At 35.2% G+C, this 17243-nt stretch carries 19 protein-coding genes and 1 pseudogene; 13 read left to right on the top strand and 7 right to left on the bottom strand.

Going from position 1 to position 17243, the window contains the following annotated elements; all coding sequences use genetic code 11:
* The first annotated feature begins 191 nt into the window (after positions 1-191).
* From pfkA to pgi, 4 genes are read left to right on the top strand one after another with little or no spacing between them, the layout of a single operon-like run.
* Positions 192-1178: a 6-phosphofructokinase gene (gene pfkA / locus AACZ92_RS05490; RefSeq protein ID WP_339698066.1), complete on the top strand. Its 987-nt coding sequence runs from the start codon at positions 192-194 to the stop codon at positions 1176-1178.
* A gap of 49 nt (positions 1179-1227) precedes the next feature.
* Positions 1228-2223, top strand: a complete 996-nt coding sequence (gene gap / locus AACZ92_RS05485) for a type I glyceraldehyde-3-phosphate dehydrogenase (RefSeq protein ID WP_339698064.1) — start codon at positions 1228-1230, stop codon at positions 2221-2223.
* Positions 2224-2225: 2 nt separating this feature from the next.
* The gene (locus AACZ92_RS05480; protein WP_339698062.1) at positions 2226-3077 is read left to right on the top strand and encodes a BadF/BadG/BcrA/BcrD ATPase family protein; all 852 of its coding nucleotides are present in this window, start codon (positions 2226-2228) and stop codon (positions 3075-3077) included.
* 2 nt (positions 3078-3079) lie between these two features.
* On the top strand, positions 3080-4645 hold the full coding sequence (gene pgi, locus AACZ92_RS05475) for a glucose-6-phosphate isomerase (protein ID WP_339698060.1): 1566 nt from the start codon (positions 3080-3082) through the stop codon (positions 4643-4645).
* 2 nt (positions 4646-4647) lie between these two features.
* On the opposite strand, the gene rlmH is transcribed toward pgi, so the two are convergent.
* Genes rlmH through AACZ92_RS05460 form a run of 3 tightly spaced genes read right to left on the bottom strand, consistent with a single transcriptional unit; the run spans position 4648 to position 6833 of the window.
* Complete coding sequence (gene rlmH / locus AACZ92_RS05470) at positions 4648-5121, bottom strand: 23S rRNA (pseudouridine(1915)-N(3))-methyltransferase RlmH (protein WP_339698058.1); 474 nt, start codon at positions 5119-5121, stop codon at positions 4648-4650.
* A 6-nt stretch (positions 5122-5127) separates the two neighbouring features.
* Complete coding sequence (locus AACZ92_RS05465) at positions 5128-6237, bottom strand: adenylate/guanylate cyclase domain-containing protein (protein ID WP_339698056.1); 1110 nt, start codon at positions 6235-6237, stop codon at positions 5128-5130.
* The gene (locus tag AACZ92_RS05460) at positions 6237-6833 is read right to left on the bottom strand and encodes a YdeI/OmpD-associated family protein (protein ID WP_339698054.1); all 597 of its coding nucleotides are present in this window, start codon (positions 6831-6833) and stop codon (positions 6237-6239) included. Before AACZ92_RS05460 ends, AACZ92_RS05465 begins: the two co-directional genes overlap by 1 nt.
* A 178-nt stretch (positions 6834-7011) precedes the next feature.
* On the opposite strand from AACZ92_RS05460, the gene AACZ92_RS05455 reads away from it, so the two are divergent.
* The 9 genes from AACZ92_RS05455 to AACZ92_RS05415 all read left to right on the top strand — a co-directional run bounded on the left by AACZ92_RS05455 (position 7012) and on the right by AACZ92_RS05415 (position 14140).
* Positions 7012-9180 (top strand): TonB-dependent receptor, encoded by a 2169-nt coding sequence (locus tag AACZ92_RS05455; RefSeq protein ID WP_339698051.1) that lies wholly within the window; start codon positions 7012-7014, stop codon positions 9178-9180.
* Positions 9181-9307: 127 nt separating this feature from the next.
* A complete protein-coding gene (locus AACZ92_RS05450) occupies positions 9308-9721 on the top strand; it encodes a DUF2141 domain-containing protein (RefSeq protein WP_339698048.1) in 414 nt (137 codons plus the stop codon).
* Between the two features lie 142 nt (positions 9722-9863).
* Positions 9864-10490, top strand: coding sequence for a hypothetical protein (locus tag AACZ92_RS05445; protein WP_339698045.1), 627 nt, complete (start codon positions 9864-9866; stop codon positions 10488-10490).
* Positions 10490-11821: a 2TM domain-containing protein gene (locus tag AACZ92_RS05440; protein WP_339698042.1), complete on the top strand. Its 1332-nt coding sequence runs from the start codon at positions 10490-10492 to the stop codon at positions 11819-11821. Before AACZ92_RS05445 ends, AACZ92_RS05440 begins: the two co-directional genes overlap by 1 nt.
* Before the next feature lie 100 nt (positions 11822-11921).
* Positions 11922-12239 carry a 2TM domain-containing protein gene (locus tag AACZ92_RS05435; protein WP_339698039.1) on the top strand — a complete coding sequence of 106 codons (318 nt, stop codon included), beginning with the start codon at positions 11922-11924 and terminating at the stop codon, positions 12237-12239.
* 8 nt (positions 12240-12247) lie between these two features.
* Positions 12248-12598, top strand: coding sequence for a 2TM domain-containing protein (locus AACZ92_RS05430; protein WP_339698036.1), 351 nt, complete (start codon positions 12248-12250; stop codon positions 12596-12598).
* Positions 12595-12936 carry a 2TM domain-containing protein gene (locus tag AACZ92_RS05425; protein WP_339698221.1) on the top strand — a complete coding sequence of 114 codons (342 nt, stop codon included), beginning with the start codon at positions 12595-12597 and terminating at the stop codon, positions 12934-12936. The genes AACZ92_RS05430 and AACZ92_RS05425 overlap by 4 nt, the downstream gene beginning before the upstream one ends.
* Before the next feature lie 79 nt (positions 12937-13015).
* The gene (locus AACZ92_RS05420) at positions 13016-13816 is read left to right on the top strand and encodes a TIGR00266 family protein (protein WP_339698033.1); all 801 of its coding nucleotides are present in this window, start codon (positions 13016-13018) and stop codon (positions 13814-13816) included.
* Positions 13817-13942: 126 nt separating this feature from the next.
* Positions 13943-14140 carry a hypothetical protein gene (locus AACZ92_RS05415; RefSeq protein WP_339698030.1) on the top strand — a complete coding sequence of 66 codons (198 nt, stop codon included), beginning with the start codon at positions 13943-13945 and terminating at the stop codon, positions 14138-14140.
* A 29-nt stretch (positions 14141-14169) separates the two neighbouring features.
* Here the strand turns inward: AACZ92_RS05415 and AACZ92_RS05410 are convergent, their stop codons facing one another.
* From AACZ92_RS05410 to AACZ92_RS05395, 4 genes and pseudogenes are all read right to left on the bottom strand, one after another.
* A complete protein-coding gene (locus AACZ92_RS05410) occupies positions 14170-15108 on the bottom strand; it encodes a hydrogen peroxide-inducible genes activator (protein ID WP_339698027.1) in 939 nt (312 codons plus the stop codon).
* 138 nt (positions 15109-15246) lie between these two features.
* A complete protein-coding gene (locus AACZ92_RS05405; RefSeq protein WP_339698024.1) occupies positions 15247-15675 on the bottom strand; it encodes a DUF2141 domain-containing protein in 429 nt (142 codons plus the stop codon).
* Between the two features lie 105 nt (positions 15676-15780).
* Positions 15781-17112, bottom strand: a complete 1332-nt coding sequence (locus tag AACZ92_RS05400; protein WP_339698021.1) for a DUF58 domain-containing protein — start codon at positions 17110-17112, stop codon at positions 15781-15783.
* A gap of 1 nt (position 17113) precedes the next feature.
* Positions 17114-17243, bottom strand: a pseudogene (locus AACZ92_RS05395) (magnesium chelatase); the annotation flags it as partial.

Here is a 17243-nt window from a genome sequence, read left to right as displayed (position 1 = left end):
GTAACGATTCTAATTTTTTATCCCCACAAAAAATTATAATGCAGTTACATATTCACTAATACACTGTCAAATATATGACTTGTTTGTACGTAAAACCATACGTGCATACACGTATTTTTCAAATAATTTTTTTCTATTTAAAAGGAAAATAGGTGTTGCTTAAGTGGCATTATTCACTTAGTTTTACAGAAATGAGCCAAACAATAAAGAAAATAGCAGTATTGACAAGCGGAGGAGATGCACCTGGCATGAATGCCGCTATACGAGCTGTAGTAAGAGCTTGTGCCTTTCATAAATTAGATTGTGTAGGTGTTTTTAGAGGGTACGAAGGTTTAATTGAAGGAGATTTTAAACCGTTAGGACCTCGTTCTGTAAAAAACATCATTAACAAAGGAGGGACCTTTTTAAAATCTGCCCGATCTCAAGAGTTTAGAACAAAGGAAGGCAGAAAAAAGGCTTTTGAGCAATTAAAAAAAGAAAACATTAACGCTTTAGTAGTCATAGGAGGAGACGGAACCTTTACCGGAGCATCTATTTTTACAGAAGAATTTAACTTTCCCATTGTAGGGCTTCCAGGAACCATAGATAATGACATTTATGGTACCGATGTGACTATTGGTTACGATACTGCCTTGAATACAGTAGTTGAAGCCATAGATAAAATTAGAGATACTGCAAATTCACACAATCGTCTCTTCTTGGTAGAAGTTATGGGCAGAAATGCTGGAAATATTGCTTTAAATGCTGGGATAGGAGCTGGTGCTGAAGAAATATTAATACCTGAAGAAAATCTAGGTCATGATCGATTGATAGAATCCCTTAAGCGAAGTAAAAAGTCAGGTAAGACGTCAAGTATTATTGTGGTTTCTGAAGGAGATCAAATTGGAAAAAATATTCTTAAACTAGCTGATTATATTGAAAAAAACCTCAACGAATATGAAGTTCGGGTAACAGTATTAGGTCACATTCAACGTGGAGGAGCACCTAGTTGTTATGATCGCGTTTTGGCGAGTAGGCTAGGAGTTAGCGCTGTGGATACTTTATTAGATGGTAAAAGCAATATCATGATTGGCATTTCGCATAACCAAATTACCACCGTGCCTTTTTCCGAAGCTATTAAAAGCAGTAATGATCTTGATTTAGAATTGGTTCGAGTGGCTGATATTACTTCGGTTTAATTTTAGTACCTTATTTAGTAAGCGAACCTTTTAAAAGATAATAAAGAATATGACAAAAATTGCAATAAATGGTTTTGGACGAATAGGAAGAATTGCTTTTCGTATCGCTTCACAACGTGATGATATAGAAATAGTAGCAGTAAATGACTTGGTTGATATTGACCACTTAGCTTATTTGTTAGAGTTTGATTCTGTTCATGGAAGATTTCCTGGAACTATTTCCGTAGAAAATAACAACTTGGTTATCAACAGAAAGAAAATACGGGTTACTGCTGAAAAAAATCCTGAAAACCTAAAATGGAATGAAGTTAATGCTGAAATAGTAATTGATTGTACTGGTGTCTTTAAAGAAAAAGATAAGGCTGAAGCTCATTTAAAAGCTGGAGCAAAAAAAGTAGTAGTTTCAGCGCCTTCAAAATCAGTCCCTATGTTTGTAATGGGGGTGAATCATACAGATATTAAACCTGAAGATACCATAGTTTCAAATGCTTCATGTACAACAAATTGTTTGGCACCGATGGCAAAATTAATCAATGATAAGTTAGGTATTGTGGAAGGTTTAATGACAACTGTACATTCAACAACAGCTACACAATCTACGGTTGATCAACCTTCAAAAAAGAACTATCGTGTAGGCAGAAGTGCCTTACGTAACATTATACCAACTACAACCGGAGCTGCAGTGGCAGTAACCAAAGTTATCCCAGATTTAGAAGGAAAACTAACAGGAATGGCTTTCCGTGTTCCTACAGCAGATGTTTCGGTAGTAGATTTAACGGTAAGAACTAAAAAAAGTGCAACGTACGATGAAGTAAAAGCACTCTTTAAAGAAGCTTCAGAAACCGATTATAAAGGAATAATTGGCTATACTGAAAAAGCAGTAGTATCACAAGATTTTGTAAGCGATCCAAGAACTTCCATTTTTGATGCCGAAGCTGGGATTGCGCTTAATGATAATTTCTTTAAGTTAGTGGCTTGGTATGATAATGAATATGCGTATTCGGCAAAGTTAATTGAACTTACCGCTCACGTTGCAACAGTATAAGTATGATTTTAATAGCTGATGGCGGTTCAACAAAATGCGATTGGATTCTTTTAAATAAGTCTGGCGATGTCATTCAAAAAACCCGTACGTTAGGTTTAAATCCTACAGTTGTATCTCAATCTGAAATTAAAGACCGTATTCAAAGTAATGAAGCTTTAAATGCTATTTTCAGTACAACTGAAAGAGTTGATTTTTACGGTGCTGGTTGTGGTACAAAAACACCAAGATTACTATTGCAAGAAGCTTTAAGTAATTTGTTTTCTTTAGCAAAGGTCACTGTACACGAAGATATAGCTGCTGCGGTCTATGCAACAACTACAAAACCTGGTATTATTTGTATTTTAGGTACAGGCTCTAACTCCTGTTATTTTGATGGTACTAAAATTCATTCAGGTGCTCCATCATTGGGTTATTCGGTAATGGATGATGCTAGTGGAAATTATTACGGCAAACAATTATTACGGGATTACTTCTATAAAAAAATGCCGACTAAAGTTGCTTCAGAATTTGAAAGTACATTCGATCTTGACCCTGATACTATTAAAGTAAACTTATATAAAAAAGCAAATCCCAACGCATATTTAGCTTCTTTTGCCGAATTTCTCTTTCTTTGTAAGCAAGATGAAAATTATTTCAATCAATTAATAAAAACAGGAATAGCGCTGTTTGTTGAAAATCAGGTGCTTATTTATAAAGAGGCAAAACAAGTTCCCATTCATTTTGTGGGATCTATTGCTCATTTTTCAATAGAAGTAGTTAGTCAATGCTTAAAAGAGTATAATTTGAAACCTGGAAATTTTATTAAAAGACCCATTGATGGGCTGATTACTTATTATAAAACTAAGGAATTATAAGAATGAGTTTACCCAAAATAAACCCCACACAAACGAAAGCTTGGAATGCCTTAGAAGCACATTTTTCAGAAATGAAAGATGTAAATATGCAAGATTTGTTTGCAAAGGACGCATCTCGTTCTAAAAAGTTCTCCATCGAGTGGAATGATTTTTATATTGACTATTCCAAAAACCGAATTACAGATACCACAAAATCATTATTAATAGACTTAGCAAAAGAAGTTAAGTTAGAAGAAGCTATATCAGCTCAGTTTAAAGGTGCAAAAATAAACGAAACGGAAGGCAGAGCGGTTCTACATACTGCATTGCGTGATTTTACTGAAATGAAACCAGAAGTGAAAGAAACCCTTCAGAAAATGAAGGTTTTTTCAGAAAAAATTATTTCAGGAAATTGGAAAGGTTGTACTGGGAAACCTATTACCGATGTTGTAAATATTGGCGTAGGCGGGAGTGATTTAGGACCAAAAATGGTAACCGAAGCACTACATTTTTATAAAAATCATTTAAACGTTCATTTTGTTTCAAATGTAGATGGTGATCACGTGAAGGAAACCATAAAAAGTTTAAATCCAGCAACAACTTTGTTTATAGTGGTTTCAAAAAGTTTCACGACGCTTGAAACCTTAACCAACGCGAATACGATTCGTAATTGGTTTTTAGTAAAACATTCAGAAAAAGATATTGAACATCACTTTGTAGCGGTTTCTACTAATAAAGAAGCGGTTCTTGATTTTGGGATTGCTTCAACAAACATATTCCCAATGTGGGATTGGGTTGGCGGTCGTTTCTCTCTTTGGAGTGCAGTTGGTCTCTCTATTTGCTGCGCAGTGGGCTATGATAATTTTGAAGAATTATTGAAAGGAGCACACGAGATGGATATTCATTTTCAATCCTCAGCCTTAGGTGATAATACTCCAGTGATTCTTGCGATGCTTTCTATATGGTATGCAAACTTTTTTGAAGCTGAAAGTGAAGCGGTTATTCCATATTCTGAATATTTAAGCAAATTGGTTACCTACTTGCAACAGGCAGTGATGGAAAGCAACGGAAAAGGCACCGACCGAAATGGTAGTAAAGTAGATTACACTACTGGAACCATCGTTTGGGGTGATACAGGTACCAATGCCCAACACGCTTTTTTTCAGTTAATTCACCAGGGAAAACGCTTAATTCCAGTAGATTTTATTGCTTTTATAGAATCGCTACACGGAGATAAAGAGCATCATAGAAAACTCATATCAAACTGTTTTGCACAATCTGAATCCTTGCTACAAGGCACGTTTGGTAAAAGTATTGAGAATCCATTCAGAGAATTTCAAGGCAATAAGCCTTCAAACACCATTCTTATAAAAAAACTAACACCGCATAGCTTAGGAAGCTTATTAGCTTTGTACGAACACAAACTATTTGTGCAAGGTGTGGTTTGGAATATTTTTAGTTATGACCAATGGGGAGTAGAGCTAGGGAAAACCGTTGCTAAAAATGTGATGGAAGCTATTAAAACTAATGATTTCTCATTAATAAACAACCAATCAACCAAAGGCTTACTGGCCAAAATTAAAAAATAAACTTATCTGTGGTGATACGGCTCATTTTTTAGTATAGTAAAGCCTCTATACAACTGTTCAACAACGAATAACCGTACCATTTGATGAGAAAATGTCATTTTTGATAGTGATATTTTGCCATTTGCCCGTTTATAAATTTCATCGCTAAAACCATACGGTCCGCCAATTACAAGTACAAGATTCTTAAGGCCGCTATTCATTTTTTTCTGAAGAAAGTGTGAAAAACCTACCGAGCTAAATTGCTTTCCGTTTTCATCTAAAAGAATAAGTATATCGGCATTTTGTAGCCGTTTTAAAATTGCTTCGCCCTCTGCTTGTTTCTGTAAGGTTTCAGAAAGATTTTTAACGTTTTTAATATCAGGAATGAGTTCGAAGGAAAATGGGACGTAATGTTTTAATCGCCTAGTATATGCTGCGATTAAAGTTTGTAAATTTTTATCATCCGTTTTACCAATTGCCAATAGGGTAATTTTCATGTGTACTTATCCTTTTTTATAGGTTACTAAACCAATTTCTTCAGCTTTTCCGCGTAATTGTTCTTTGCCCATATCTAGCTTGGTTACTCCTTTTGGTAATTTATAAGCGATATTCGCAAATTCCTTTGACGCTAATATCTTTACATCCAGTTCGTTACAAATAGATTGTATGCGGGCTGTTGTGTTAAGTACATCGCCAGAAAAGGCAATATCACGTTTAATAGCTCCAATTTCTCCTACCATTACGGGACCAAAATGGTAGCCTACTTTAAACTCGGGTACAATACCATATTTTTTTAGGTATTTATAACTCTTTCTTTTAATGATACGTTGCATAGAAAAGTAACACTGTATGGCATTTCCGCGTCTTAATCCATGTTTCATTTTCCATGAAACCACGACTTCATCCCCTACATATTGATAAACATCGCCCCGAGTTTGCACAATAGCAGGAGCAATATGCCGGAAAAAGTCTTTCAGAAAATTAAAATATTTTTCTTCCCCTAAGGTTTCGGCAATACCGGTGGCATTTTTAATGTCAGCAAACATGAAAATGCGTCGTTCGTGTTTGGGATGAAAATAGCGCCCCATTAAATAATCTGGAAATACACCAGGACCATATTTATCGTTTACTATTAAAACGATTAAAGTGATAATAACGATAAATAACCAAACAATGAAGTTTTTAAGAAACAGCCACGTACTGAAAAATACTTGTGTCGCTACTATCACATCTTGGTGGTAAAAAGGGACACCTAAATTTTCACTATTAAAATATAATGCTCCGATAGTGCTAATTAAAAGAGCTCCGGCAATATAAGTACCAATTATGTATAATAGAGCTTTCCAAAATACATGCCTTCTCAGCCATTGTTCCATGAGGTTAATGGTAAATAAACCACCAATAAGTCCAGCACTAACACCAACAATTAAATTAGCTGTAAAAGAAGATTCAAAATCGAAAGCCGAACTTAAAACCCCTTCGCTTTTTAAAGTAAAATACTCGTAAAAAAATAAAATATTCGAAATGAGTACCCACGAGATGAGTATCCAAAAGGCACGCTTGCCATAAAACCATAATTGGCGCGAAGTATATCGAGTAAGCTTGAAATCCATTAGCAGTTCTTATATTTATCGTGGAGTCCTTTACCATCTAAAATCATGGGAATTATTTTTTGGAGTCGACTTTCTTTGGTGGCTTCTCTTTTAGCTTCTGAAATATGATTGGCATATTCTCGCTGTTTTCCTGGTGTTAGGTTTTTAAAAGCCTTAGCCAGATTAGTATCAGTTTTAAATGCTTTTTCTAGTAATGGAGGTATTACTGCATCTTTTTTACGTTTAGGCTTTAATTCCTTACCCGCAATACAGTTTTCAATGGCTTCTTGTATGTACTTTAATATCAAATCCGCTTCTATAGGGTCGCCTTCTTCAAAACGCCATTGCCGCAATGCTTTGGTAACGCCTTCTTGTGCATTTACCAATTTGTCCTCTTTATTTTTTAAAAAAACACCTTGGTGAAACCAGATAGCATAATGGTTTTTAAAACCAGCTAATGCTGCGACCAATTTACCATTAAGCGTATAGGTAGGCGCTCCCCACTTTACTTCTTCGGTAAGTTCTGTTTTCTGAAAAATGCTTCGGAGTTTTAATAGTTCATCACTCCATTTTTCATGTTTGTCAATATATGCAGTTACTTTTTCTGAAGTGTCCATAATTAATTAGTTGTTACTCTTAAATCGAAGATACTATTTTTCCGAAGCTATTTTTCTAAAGAAAGATTAAAATAAACATACTACAATTGAGAATATATATTATACAGTTCGGTTTGTTTTTTTCTGAAATAGATTAAATCTTATTCATTTTTGTGGGGCAATATTAAACTAACTACCCATGAAACTTCAAAATACTATAAATTTAAAATTTGCCATCATATTTTTCTTTGTTTCTTTTTCGGCAATTTGCCAAGTTAGAATTTCAGGTATCGTTACACAAAAAAATGGAACACCCATTCTTGGGGCGAATGTTTATTTGGAAGGCACCTATGATGGAACCACAACAGATGATAAAGGAAGGTTTTCGTTTTCCACATCTGAAATTAAAGAACAGATCTTAGTAGTCTCTTTTGTTTCTTTTGAAACATTTAGAGTAACCAAATTAGTAACTGAAATGCAAAACCTAACTATTCAGCTTCGTGAAGATGTAAGCTCGTTGGATACCGTGGTGATTTCTGCCGGTACTTTTGAAGCAGGCGATAACAGTAAGGTTTCAGTTTTAAAACCTTTGGATGTGGTTACCACAGCCAGTGCATTGGGCGATTTTGTAGGAGCCTTACAAACCTTACCAGGAACTACAACAGTTTCTGAGGACGGCCGACTGTTTGTACGTGGTGGAGATGCAGGTGAAACTCAAATTTTTATAGATGGCATTCGTGTATTTACGCCTTATACGCCTAGTACTAATAACATTCCAACGCGAGGACGGTATAGCCCTTTTTTGTTTGATGGGATAACCTTTTCTACAGGGGGGTATTCTGCGGAATATGGACAAGCATTGTCTTCTGTTTTATTGTTAAATACGGTTGATTTTCCAGATCAAGAAAAAACCGAAATCTCTATTATGAGTGTAGGCGGTGGAGTAGGTAACACCCAAATTTGGGGCAATAATTCGTTAAGTGTAAATGCGAGCTACATTAATTTAGCGCCGTATAATGAATTATTTCCAGGTAGAAACGATTGGCAAAAACCCTTTGAAACATTTGCAGGGGAGTCTGTTTATCGACACGAATTTGAAAGCGGACTATTGAAAATTTATGGAGCGTATGATGCTACCGAATTTCAATTAACACAAGAAGATATTAACCAGCCTGAAGGAGTGAATTTTAAGCTAAATAACCAAAACTTATATACCAATGCTAGTTATTCTGGCAGGTTAAAAAACAAATGGAAATTGGAAACAGGAGCTAGCTTTACGCTTTCAAAGACAGCTATTAATGTTATTGAAGATAATATTGATGATACTGAGAAATCTGCTCATCTAAAATTGAAACTGCGGAAAAACTTTAGTAATCGTTTTAAAATGAGTTACGGCGTAGAGCAGTTTTTTACCGACTTTAATGAAGATTTCGAAAATGAATCCTTTATCACTAATTATGACTTCAACAATAACATTTCTGCAGCTTTTACCGAAGCTGATGTTATTTTCTCGAAAAAGTTTGCTGTAAAGTTAGGGTTACGAGGTGAGTATAGTCAGCTTTTTGATGCGGTAACTCTTTCCCCAAGAGCTTCGTTAGCATATAAGGTGAGTAAAAACAGTCAGTTATCATTAGCATATGGCGATTTTTATCAACAGCCACTTAATGAGTATTTAAAATTTCAGCAGGATTTGGATGCACAAAAGTCCCAACACTATATACTGAATTATCAATATACCGCCAATAACCGAATTTTTAGAGCTGAATTTTATCGAAAAGAGTATGATAACTTAATTACTTACAATTCAGACTTCCCTTCATTTGACACTAATTTTAATACTAATGGAGACGGTTTTGCTCAAGGAATTGATCTATTTTGGAGAGATAATGAAAGCCTCAAGAATATGGATTATTGGGTGAGTTATTCGTATTTGGATACTGAAAGGAAGTACAAAAACTACCCTATTGCCGCCACACCCAATTTTGCTAGTACGCATAATCTTTCGGTAGTTGGTAAATACTGGATTGAAGACTGGAAAAGCCAAGTGGGCTTTAGTTATCAGTACGGAAGTGGTCGAACTTATACCAATCCAAATGAAAGCGGATTTCTACAGAATAAAACAAAGGATTATAACAGTATTAGTTTAAACTGGGCGTACTTGTTGTCGCAACAAAAGATATTGTATTTTTCGGTAAACAACGTATTAGGTTTTACTAATGTGAATGGCTATCAATATGCCGATACACCAACTGTAAATGGTGACTTTGCAAGAAGGACATTACGGCCAGCGACAGATCAATTTTTCTTTGTAGGCTTTTTCTGGACTATTAGTGATGATGGGGAAGACAATCAGTTAGACAATTTGTAGATGTTAGACTAATCTATGTATATCAAGAACACAGTTCAACCTTAAAAAGAAACAATTCAGTACATCAAATTTTATAAAACCCTTTTCTTAAAGGATATTTGACATATAAATTAAAAACTAAAACAACATGCAAACGATAATCACAATCATAACACTTTTGTTCACCACACTTATTCTGCAAGCGCAGAATACTGTTACTGTAACTATGACTGATTTTGATAACGATAACGGCACTGCTTTGGTCGGGCTATATGATTCTGAAGAAACCTTTTTAGAAAAGAATTTTATGTCACGCACTGCTAAAATTGAAAATCAAACAGCAACAGTGACCTTCATGGATGTACCAGATGGTGTATATGCCGTTTCTTGCTTTCATGATGAAGACGATAACAAAAAACTAAATATGTTTATGGGAATGATGCCTACTGAAGACTATGGCACTTCAAACAATGCACCAGCCAAATTTGGGCCACCCAAGTGGAAGGACGCCAAGTTTGAGATAAATAATAGTGAAACAAAGACTTTTGAAATTAATCTTTAACTTAAAACATAGAGAGTATGTTAGGTGTCTTACTGTCAAAACACAAAAAACCAAATACCCTAACAGCACTACTGTTTGTAAGCCTATTTTTATTAGTAGGCGGGGTTTTACTACTTATTAATTACTATTAAAAGAGAAAAAGATGAAAAAACTACTTATACTTACTGTATTGCTTATTTCGGGAATTGGTTTCTGTCAATCAAAATATGAAACTGGGATGCAAAAAGCCTTCGAGCTTTGGCAAGCCGAAAAACCTTGGGAGGCTGCTAATCTTTTTGAGCGTATTACCCAGGCAGAACCCGAAAAATGGTTGCCACCTTATTATGTGGCGCAAATAAATGTGATCAATAGCTTCGGCGAAAAAGATAAAACCAAACTAACGGCACAATTGGAAAAAGCGCAAGATTTTATAAATCAAGCCAAAATTAATTCAAAAGAAAACCCCGAAATACTCATATTGGAAGCGCAATGGTATACTGCTTGGATCGCCTTTGATGGACAGCAATACGGAATGAAGTATTCTGGAAAAGTACAACAACTGTATCAAAAAGCTTTACAATTAGCCCCTAATAACCCACGCGTTATTCTAAGTAAAGCCGAATGGGATATAGGCAGCGCAACCTATTTTAAACAGTCTGTAGAACCCTACTGCAAGGACATTCAAAAAGCCATAGAACTTTTTGCTACCTTTAAACCTGAAGGCAAATTCTACCCCACCTATGGAGAAGAACGTGCCCAAAAAATTTTTGAAACAAACTGTAAACAATAATGATTCGATTTTTTAAAGAATTGGGTAAGGCATTTTTTGTGGGCTCTCTCATATTTTTAGTATTAGGACTCATACAATTTGCAACTGGGAACACCATAGAAACCGGAACAGAACTCTTACGTCGGTTTTTATACAACCAGTTCTATTCGGTTACCTTGTATATGGCAAACGCCTATGTGATCATGTATTTTCTTGAAAAGTTTAAAGGCGCTTTGTATTCTCGAAAAATATTGTGGAAAGCTGTTTTAACGAATATTATTGTTACTATGGCTACCTTATTTTTAATTCATTTTATAATAAGTGTGGTTATTAAGGGAAATACAATACCTGATTTTATAGCAGCACAAAACTTTGATTTTTATAAGGTTTCATTAATTATTTCTATTGTAGTACTGATTATATTTTATGGCTTCTTTTATTATAAGCATACGCAAGAAAAAAGGGTTAAAGAACAGAAAATAATTGCCGGTGCTGCTTCAGCCCAGTTCGATGCATTAAAAAACCAATTAGATCCACACTTTTTGTTTAATAGCTTGAATGTATTGACTAGTTTAATTGAAGAAAACCCAGAAGCTGCCACCCGATTTACAACATCGCTTTCAAAAGTGTACCGATATGTTTTAGAACAGAAAAATAAACAATTGGTAACGATTGAAGAAGAGCTGAAATTTGCCCAATTGTACATGTCATTACTAAAAATGCGATTTGAAGAAAGCATTGTATTTATGGTGCCTTCACAATTAAGCAATCCGGAAGCCAAGGTAGTACCACTATCACTGCAATTACTACTTGAGAATGCAGTGAAACATAACCAAGTTACCCCTTCAAAAAAGTTGCATATTGTCATTACTGAAGATAAAGGCAACCTATTAATCACTAATAATTATCAACCCAAACAAGTTGTTAGGGAAAGTAGTGGAGTAGGGTTGAAGAACATTCGGCAACGCTACGGTTTATTGACCAATAGACCTGTTGAAATTCAACAAGATGCAAAACAATTTAGAATCTCCATACCACTTTTAACACAACAGACGATGACTGTGTCCTCACAAGAAACTTATATTTCAGAAAAAAAATATGCGAGAGCAAAAGAACGCGTTCAAAAACTGAAAGGTTTTTATGGAAACTTGGGGATGTACATAATTTTTATACCGGTATTTATTTGGGTCAATTATAAATCGGGAGCGGGTTTCCCTTGGGCTATTTTCCCAATAGCCGGGTGGGGTATGGGTGTTCTGGCCCACGCTGCAGAAACGTTTAATTATAATCCTTTCTTCGGAAAAGACTGGGAAAAACAAAAAATTAAGGAGTTGATGGAAGAAGACGATTAATAGATGACAATTCAGTCGGGATATGTTACAATCCAGTAACCTTTCTTTTAAAAATGAAACCGATTGAAATACCTTTATTAAAAATAAAATACAACGCATTATGAATACCGATAGAGATACAGAAAGAGATAACAAGTACTTGCGTGCTAAAGAACGTATGGAAAATATAAAAAAATTCTATACCAGTTTATTCTTCTACATAGTATTTATCCTTTTTCTTGCTGGGCTTAATTATTATACCAACGAATTACGCTACCCTTGGTTTTTATGGGCCGCATTGGGGTGGGGAATAGGCATTGTGTTTCAAGCTGCAAAAGCTTTTAAGTTTAATTCCTTTTTAGGAAGAGACTGGGAAGAACGTAAAATGAAACAGTTCATGGAAGAAGATGAAAAAAACAGTAAAGACCTTTGGAAATAAGTTTAATTATGAAAAACTATACCGAAACCGCATATCATCGTGCTCAGAAAAAAGTAGATACCATCAAAGTATTTTACAATCACATTATTGTTTATCTACTCATTAATATCGCCTCTATTTTAATTTGGCTTTTTGTAATTAGAGGCTTTTATGAAACTATTGAAAATCAAGGATTCAAAAATTGGATAGACGCAAATTTTTTATTCTTTTCAATAGTATGGACCATCGTATTGATTTTCCACGGACTAAAAGTCTTTAAAGGAGATAAGTTTAAAGCGTTTAAAATTTCATTTTTCAAAAATTGGGAAGAAAAAAAGATCAAGCAGTTTATGGAGGCTGAAGAAAAACTTAAACAATAGTAGCATGGAACCCGAAGACAAAACAAAATACGCACGCGCTAAAAAAAAGAGTAGAAGATATAAAGGGTTTTTATATCCACCTAAGTATTTACCTTACAATCAATAGAATAATGCTTCTAGCAGTGCTTGGTGTATTTAAAGACACTTTCGTACCTATTCATTTTCCAAATTGGTCTTACTTTACGACTCCATTTTTCTGGGGAATAGTAATTGTTATCAACTGGCTCTATGTTTTTAAGCCAAAATTGATGCCTTTTAGAGATTGGGAAGAGCGAAAAATAAAACAATTTATGGAAGAGGAAGAAAAAGATTTTCAGAATAATAATCTCTGTGAATAATAATTTTTGAAAGCTTTTAGCTACTTCCATTTGTAACATATTTTATTTTTATACAACTAATAGAAAACACCCTAGCAGAATGAAAGCACACGAAATCGATTATACCATTTACGGCGAAGAAATGCAGTATGTGGAAATTGAACTAGATCCCAACGAAGGCGTTGTTGCCGAAGCCGGTAGCTTTATGATGATGGATAACGGCATTAAAATGGAAACCATTTTTGGAGATGGATCAAAAAATGACAAAGGATTATTAGGAAAAGTTTTCGGAGCCGGAAAACGTCTATTGACAGGTGAAAGTCTGTTTATGACCGCCTTTTACAATACCGTTCCTGGGAAAAAACGAGTAAGTTTCGCTTCTCCGTACCCTGGAAAAATAATTGCTATTGATCTTGAAAAATTCAACGGAAAATTTATTTGTCAAAAAGATGCTTTTCTCTGTGCGGCAAAAGGCGTTTCTATTGGTATTGAATTTTCCAAGAAGTTAGGTCGTGGTTTTTTTGGAGGTGAAGGCTTTATAATGCAAAAACTAGAAGGCTTTGGAAAAGCTTTTGTCCACGCTGGTGGAACAACAGCCGTAAAAGAATTAGCACCAGGTGAAAAGCTAAAAGTGGATACAGGTTGTATTATTGGTTTTGACCAAACGGTAGATTATGATATTGAATTTGTAGGTGGTATAAAAAATACCATATTCGGTGGAGAAGGATTGTTTTTTGCAACCTTAACTGGTCCTGGAACCGTCTATATACAATCCTTACCTTTTAGCCGATTGGCAAACCGAGTTTGGGCAGCTGCTCCAAAAGGTGGTGGTAAAGATAAAGGCGAAGGCAGTGTGCTTGGCGGACTTGGAAGCCTATTAGATGGGGATAACCGATTTTAACATTCTTTAGTTATCAACAAAAGAAATATTTTTGAAATATTTTTGTTATATTTAAACAAACTAACCAATTAAACCCTCTGCATATAGATACACTTCTACTTAACCTATTTTAAATTTAGTTAAACGATGGCTAGAGCAATGTTTGATTACACCAAAGCTGTGCTTTCAAAGGTGAGTTTTGATGTGAATTTGTTCTGTAAAGAGTTGAAGAAGGCGATGGACAGGCTGCTTCCTTATGAAATTGAGGAACTTAAAGCTTGGGTAGATGCTCTTATTAAACAGAATCCCGAATTAAATCAATGTCTAATTTTATTAAACCCATAAAGAAAGTCCGGTAGTAATACCGGACTTTTTTATTTTTTTAAAGGATCAATAATTTTCACATCTTGAAAAGCTATTGCACCTCTTACAACACCTGAAATAACGTCGTGTAATGCCTCGATTATTTGCAGTTTTAATTCACTTTTACTGTAAATTAAACTTACTTCTCTTGCTGGTGACGGCTCATTAAAATAACGAAGGTTTTGTTGTTGTTTTTCTGAAACATCTAGGGTATGTAGATAGGGAAGGAGTGTCATTCCCAATCCTTCATTTGAAAGCTTTATCAACGTTTCAAAACTGCCACTTTCTAATTGAAACTTGTCATTACCACTAAGTTTTGACGATTTACAGAGGTTTATTACTCCATCCCGAAAGCAATGTCCATCTTCCAATAACAGAATATCGTCTAGTTCTAAATCGGTACTGTCTATTTTTTCTTTTTTAGATAGCCTATGATTAGAAGGGATATATCCTACAAAAGGCTCATAATATAAAGCACGTTCTTTTATTCGTTCTATATGCAATGGTGTTGCAGCAATTGCGGCATCTATATGACCATCTTGAAGTTTTGCAATAATTTCAGGAGTCGTAAGTTCTTCAATTTTAAGCTGAACTTTAGGGTATTTACTAGTAAACGCTTTTAAAAACATAGGTAGTAGCGTAGGCGTGATGGTAGGGATGATACCTAACTTAAACTCACCTCCAATAAATCCTTTTTCTTGGTCTACTACGTCTTGCATACGTTCAGACTCATTAACAATATTACGGGCTTGAGTAACAATTTTTTGACCCACAGCTGTCAATTCAATAGGTTTTTTGCTACGATCAAAAATTAGAATGTCAAGCTCTTCTTCCAGCTTTTGTATCTGCATACTCAAAGTAGGTTGAGTCACAAACGTTTTCTGTGCTGCTTTGGTAAAATTTTGGTGTTCAGCAACAGCAAGAACATATTTTAGTTGGGTAATGGTCATAGCTTTTATCTTTATTGCAAAGATACGATGTTATTGATAAAATCTATTAAAATTTTATTTTTTATGTTTTTTCTTATACAAAAAGCGCAATGAAGTTATTTATCATTGCGCTTTAGTACATTTTTAATAATACGAATGTTACATTCTAACCTCAAGGTCAACAGGTTCGTTGGTCACTTTAAACTTGGTGTCGCTCCATAGTGGAGGTCCCATGCTCATTACGTTATTACTTGCTCCATACGGTTCAGTTGGCATACCGTTGGCTTCAAAATCCATTTGTTTGTTTCCATTTTTGTCGTGAAACAATAAGATGGCGTAGGTTCCCGGTTTTACATCTTCAAAGGTTACGGATGCTTTTCCATCCTTGATTTCCCCTTCTAATCCCACAAGTGGTTGTTTCATAAAAGAAGTTTCGTCATAGAGACCAAAAACGACGTTTCCTTCTTCGCTTTGAACAGGAACGGTTACGGTAATGGTTTGAGTTTCTGAAGTTGTTTCTACTTCCGTTTGAGCATTTAAAAATAGCGAAGTAAAAGCTAAGCTTAATGTTACAATGATTGTTTTCATAATACAGTATTTAGGTGGTTATTGTTTTCTTACAACAAAGATGGGGTGTTTCCTTGTTTCAGAATAAAGTAATCTACCCAACTGTATAATGTAGTGACTGAATTGTTACAAAAGCCCTTTAGCCTTAATTTCCAAATACTTATTGATGGTGTTTACTGTTAAATCCTCTGGGTCAGTTAGGACGGTTTGTATGCCGCGTTGTTGTAATTCACGAACCATCAACTTCTTGTCATACTGAAATTGTTGTGCTATGGTTTTGTCTACAATTTCGGGGATGGTTTCAGCATCTGTATCGCTCAACGATTTCAGTTCAGTATTTTCAAAAAAGATGACTACCAACACGTGCTTTTTTGCGATGGCTTGCAAATAGGGAAGCTGTCGTTTTAAAGATGAAATGTGCTCAAAATTTGTGTATAGCAACAACAAACTGCGCTGGGTGATCTTTCTCCGTACCAAGGCTTGTAAAATTCCAAAATCGGAATCTTTAAATTTGGTGTCTACATTATAAAGAGTTTCCAACAAGGTCTTTAAATATGTTTTCTTGGCATTTGCAGGTAAAAAAGCTCCTAATTTGTTCGAAAAATCCACCACTCCCACTTTGTCGCCTTTTTTTAATGCGATATTGCTGAAAGCTAACGAGCTGTTTATGGCGTAATCGAGTAGTTTCAATTCGTTAAACGGCATCTTCATTACCCGGCTGGTATCAATAATCGAATAGATAGGCTGCATTTTTTCGTCCTGATACTGATTCACCATTAAGTGACCGTGTTTTGCAGTCGCTTTCCAGTTTACGGTACGAACATCATCGCCCACCACGTATTCTTTTATTTGTTCAAACTCCATGGTGTGACCAATACGACGTATTTTCTTTAAACCAATTTGCCGTAATCGATTATCAATAGCCAGAAAGTCGTATTTTTTCATTTGAATGAAAGACGGATACACTTTCACCATTTGTTCATTGTTAAAGGTATAGCGTCGTCTTATAAGCCCAATGACCGAAGTTGCATAACAATTTAAATTCCCGAAGCTATATTCACCCCGTTCCACCGGTCGTACTTGGTATTGCAGAGTATTTCTGTTTTTTCCCGGCAGTATAGTTTTTCTGAAAAAATCTCGTTTTTGAAACTGAATAGGCAATTCATCTACCAGAGCGACTTCAATGGTAAATTTATAGTTGTTTTTAAGCTGAACTTGCACATCGTTCACATCACTATTTGAAAATTTATCGGGTAAAATTCGTTCCCCTTTCAATCCGTTTTTGCTGTACAGCATGGATATTTCAAACAGAATGAAGACCAAGAATGCTAATACTAAAATCCAAATAATACCATACACTTCTGTAAACCAATACGATGCCAAAAACAACACCGAAAGGCTTGCCAACACGTAAAAGAAACGTGGCGTGAGGTATAAGGATTTTATAAATTTAATCACGTTATCTAGGTATTTCTATGGATTGGGCAATCATATCAATCACTGTTTCGGGTGTCATGCCTTCCATTTCACGCTCTGGCGACACAATAACTCGATGGCGAAGCACGGGTGCTAAAGCACGTTTTGCATCC

The sequence above is a fragment of the uncultured Marixanthomonas sp. genome (assembly GCF_963974425.1).
Lineage (GTDB): Bacteria > Bacteroidota > Bacteroidia > Flavobacteriales > Flavobacteriaceae > Marixanthomonas.
Note: the sequence above shows the minus strand (reverse complement) of the source record. Positions and strands in the feature narration are given on the sequence as shown.

Bases quoted from the DNA above. Each gene is read 5' to 3' on its own strand.
- AACZ92_RS05440 (WP_339698042.1), top strand. From the start codon at position 10,490: ATGATTCGATTTTTTAAAGAATTGGGTAAGGCATTTTTTGTGGGCTCT.
- AACZ92_RS05460 (WP_339698054.1), bottom strand. From the start codon at position 6,833: ATGGACACTTCAGAAAAAGTAACTGCATATATTGACAAACATGAAAAA.
- AACZ92_RS05480 (WP_339698062.1), top strand. From the start codon at position 2,226: ATGATTTTAATAGCTGATGGCGGTTCAACAAAATGCGATTGGATTCTT.
- pfkA (WP_339698066.1), top strand. From the start codon at position 192: ATGAGCCAAACAATAAAGAAAATAGCAGTATTGACAAGCGGAGGAGAT.
- AACZ92_RS05450 (WP_339698048.1), top strand. From the start codon at position 9,308: ATGCAAACGATAATCACAATCATAACACTTTTGTTCACCACACTTATT.
- AACZ92_RS05405 (WP_339698024.1), bottom strand. From the start codon at position 15,675: ATGAAAACAATCATTGTAACATTAAGCTTAGCTTTTACTTCGCTATTT.
- AACZ92_RS05455 (WP_339698051.1), top strand. From the start codon at position 7,012: ATGAAACTTCAAAATACTATAAATTTAAAATTTGCCATCATATTTTTC.
- AACZ92_RS05420 (WP_339698033.1), top strand. From the start codon at position 13,016: ATGAAAGCACACGAAATCGATTATACCATTTACGGCGAAGAAATGCAG.
- AACZ92_RS05445 (WP_339698045.1), top strand. From the start codon at position 9,864: ATGAAAAAACTACTTATACTTACTGTATTGCTTATTTCGGGAATTGGT.
- AACZ92_RS05435 (WP_339698039.1), top strand. From the start codon at position 11,922: ATGAATACCGATAGAGATACAGAAAGAGATAACAAGTACTTGCGTGCT.
- gap (WP_339698064.1), top strand. From the start codon at position 1,228: ATGACAAAAATTGCAATAAATGGTTTTGGACGAATAGGAAGAATTGCT.
- AACZ92_RS05465 (WP_339698056.1), bottom strand. From the start codon at position 6,237: ATGGATTTCAAGCTTACTCGATATACTTCGCGCCAATTATGGTTTTAT.
- rlmH (WP_339698058.1), bottom strand. From the start codon at position 5,121: ATGAAAATTACCCTATTGGCAATTGGTAAAACGGATGATAAAAATTTA.
- AACZ92_RS05410 (WP_339698027.1), bottom strand. From the start codon at position 15,108: ATGACCATTACCCAACTAAAATATGTTCTTGCTGTTGCTGAACACCAA.
- pgi (WP_339698060.1), top strand. From the start codon at position 3,080: ATGAGTTTACCCAAAATAAACCCCACACAAACGAAAGCTTGGAATGCC.
- AACZ92_RS05430 (WP_339698036.1), top strand. From the start codon at position 12,248: ATGAAAAACTATACCGAAACCGCATATCATCGTGCTCAGAAAAAAGTA.
- AACZ92_RS05415 (WP_339698030.1), top strand. From the start codon at position 13,943: ATGGCTAGAGCAATGTTTGATTACACCAAAGCTGTGCTTTCAAAGGTG.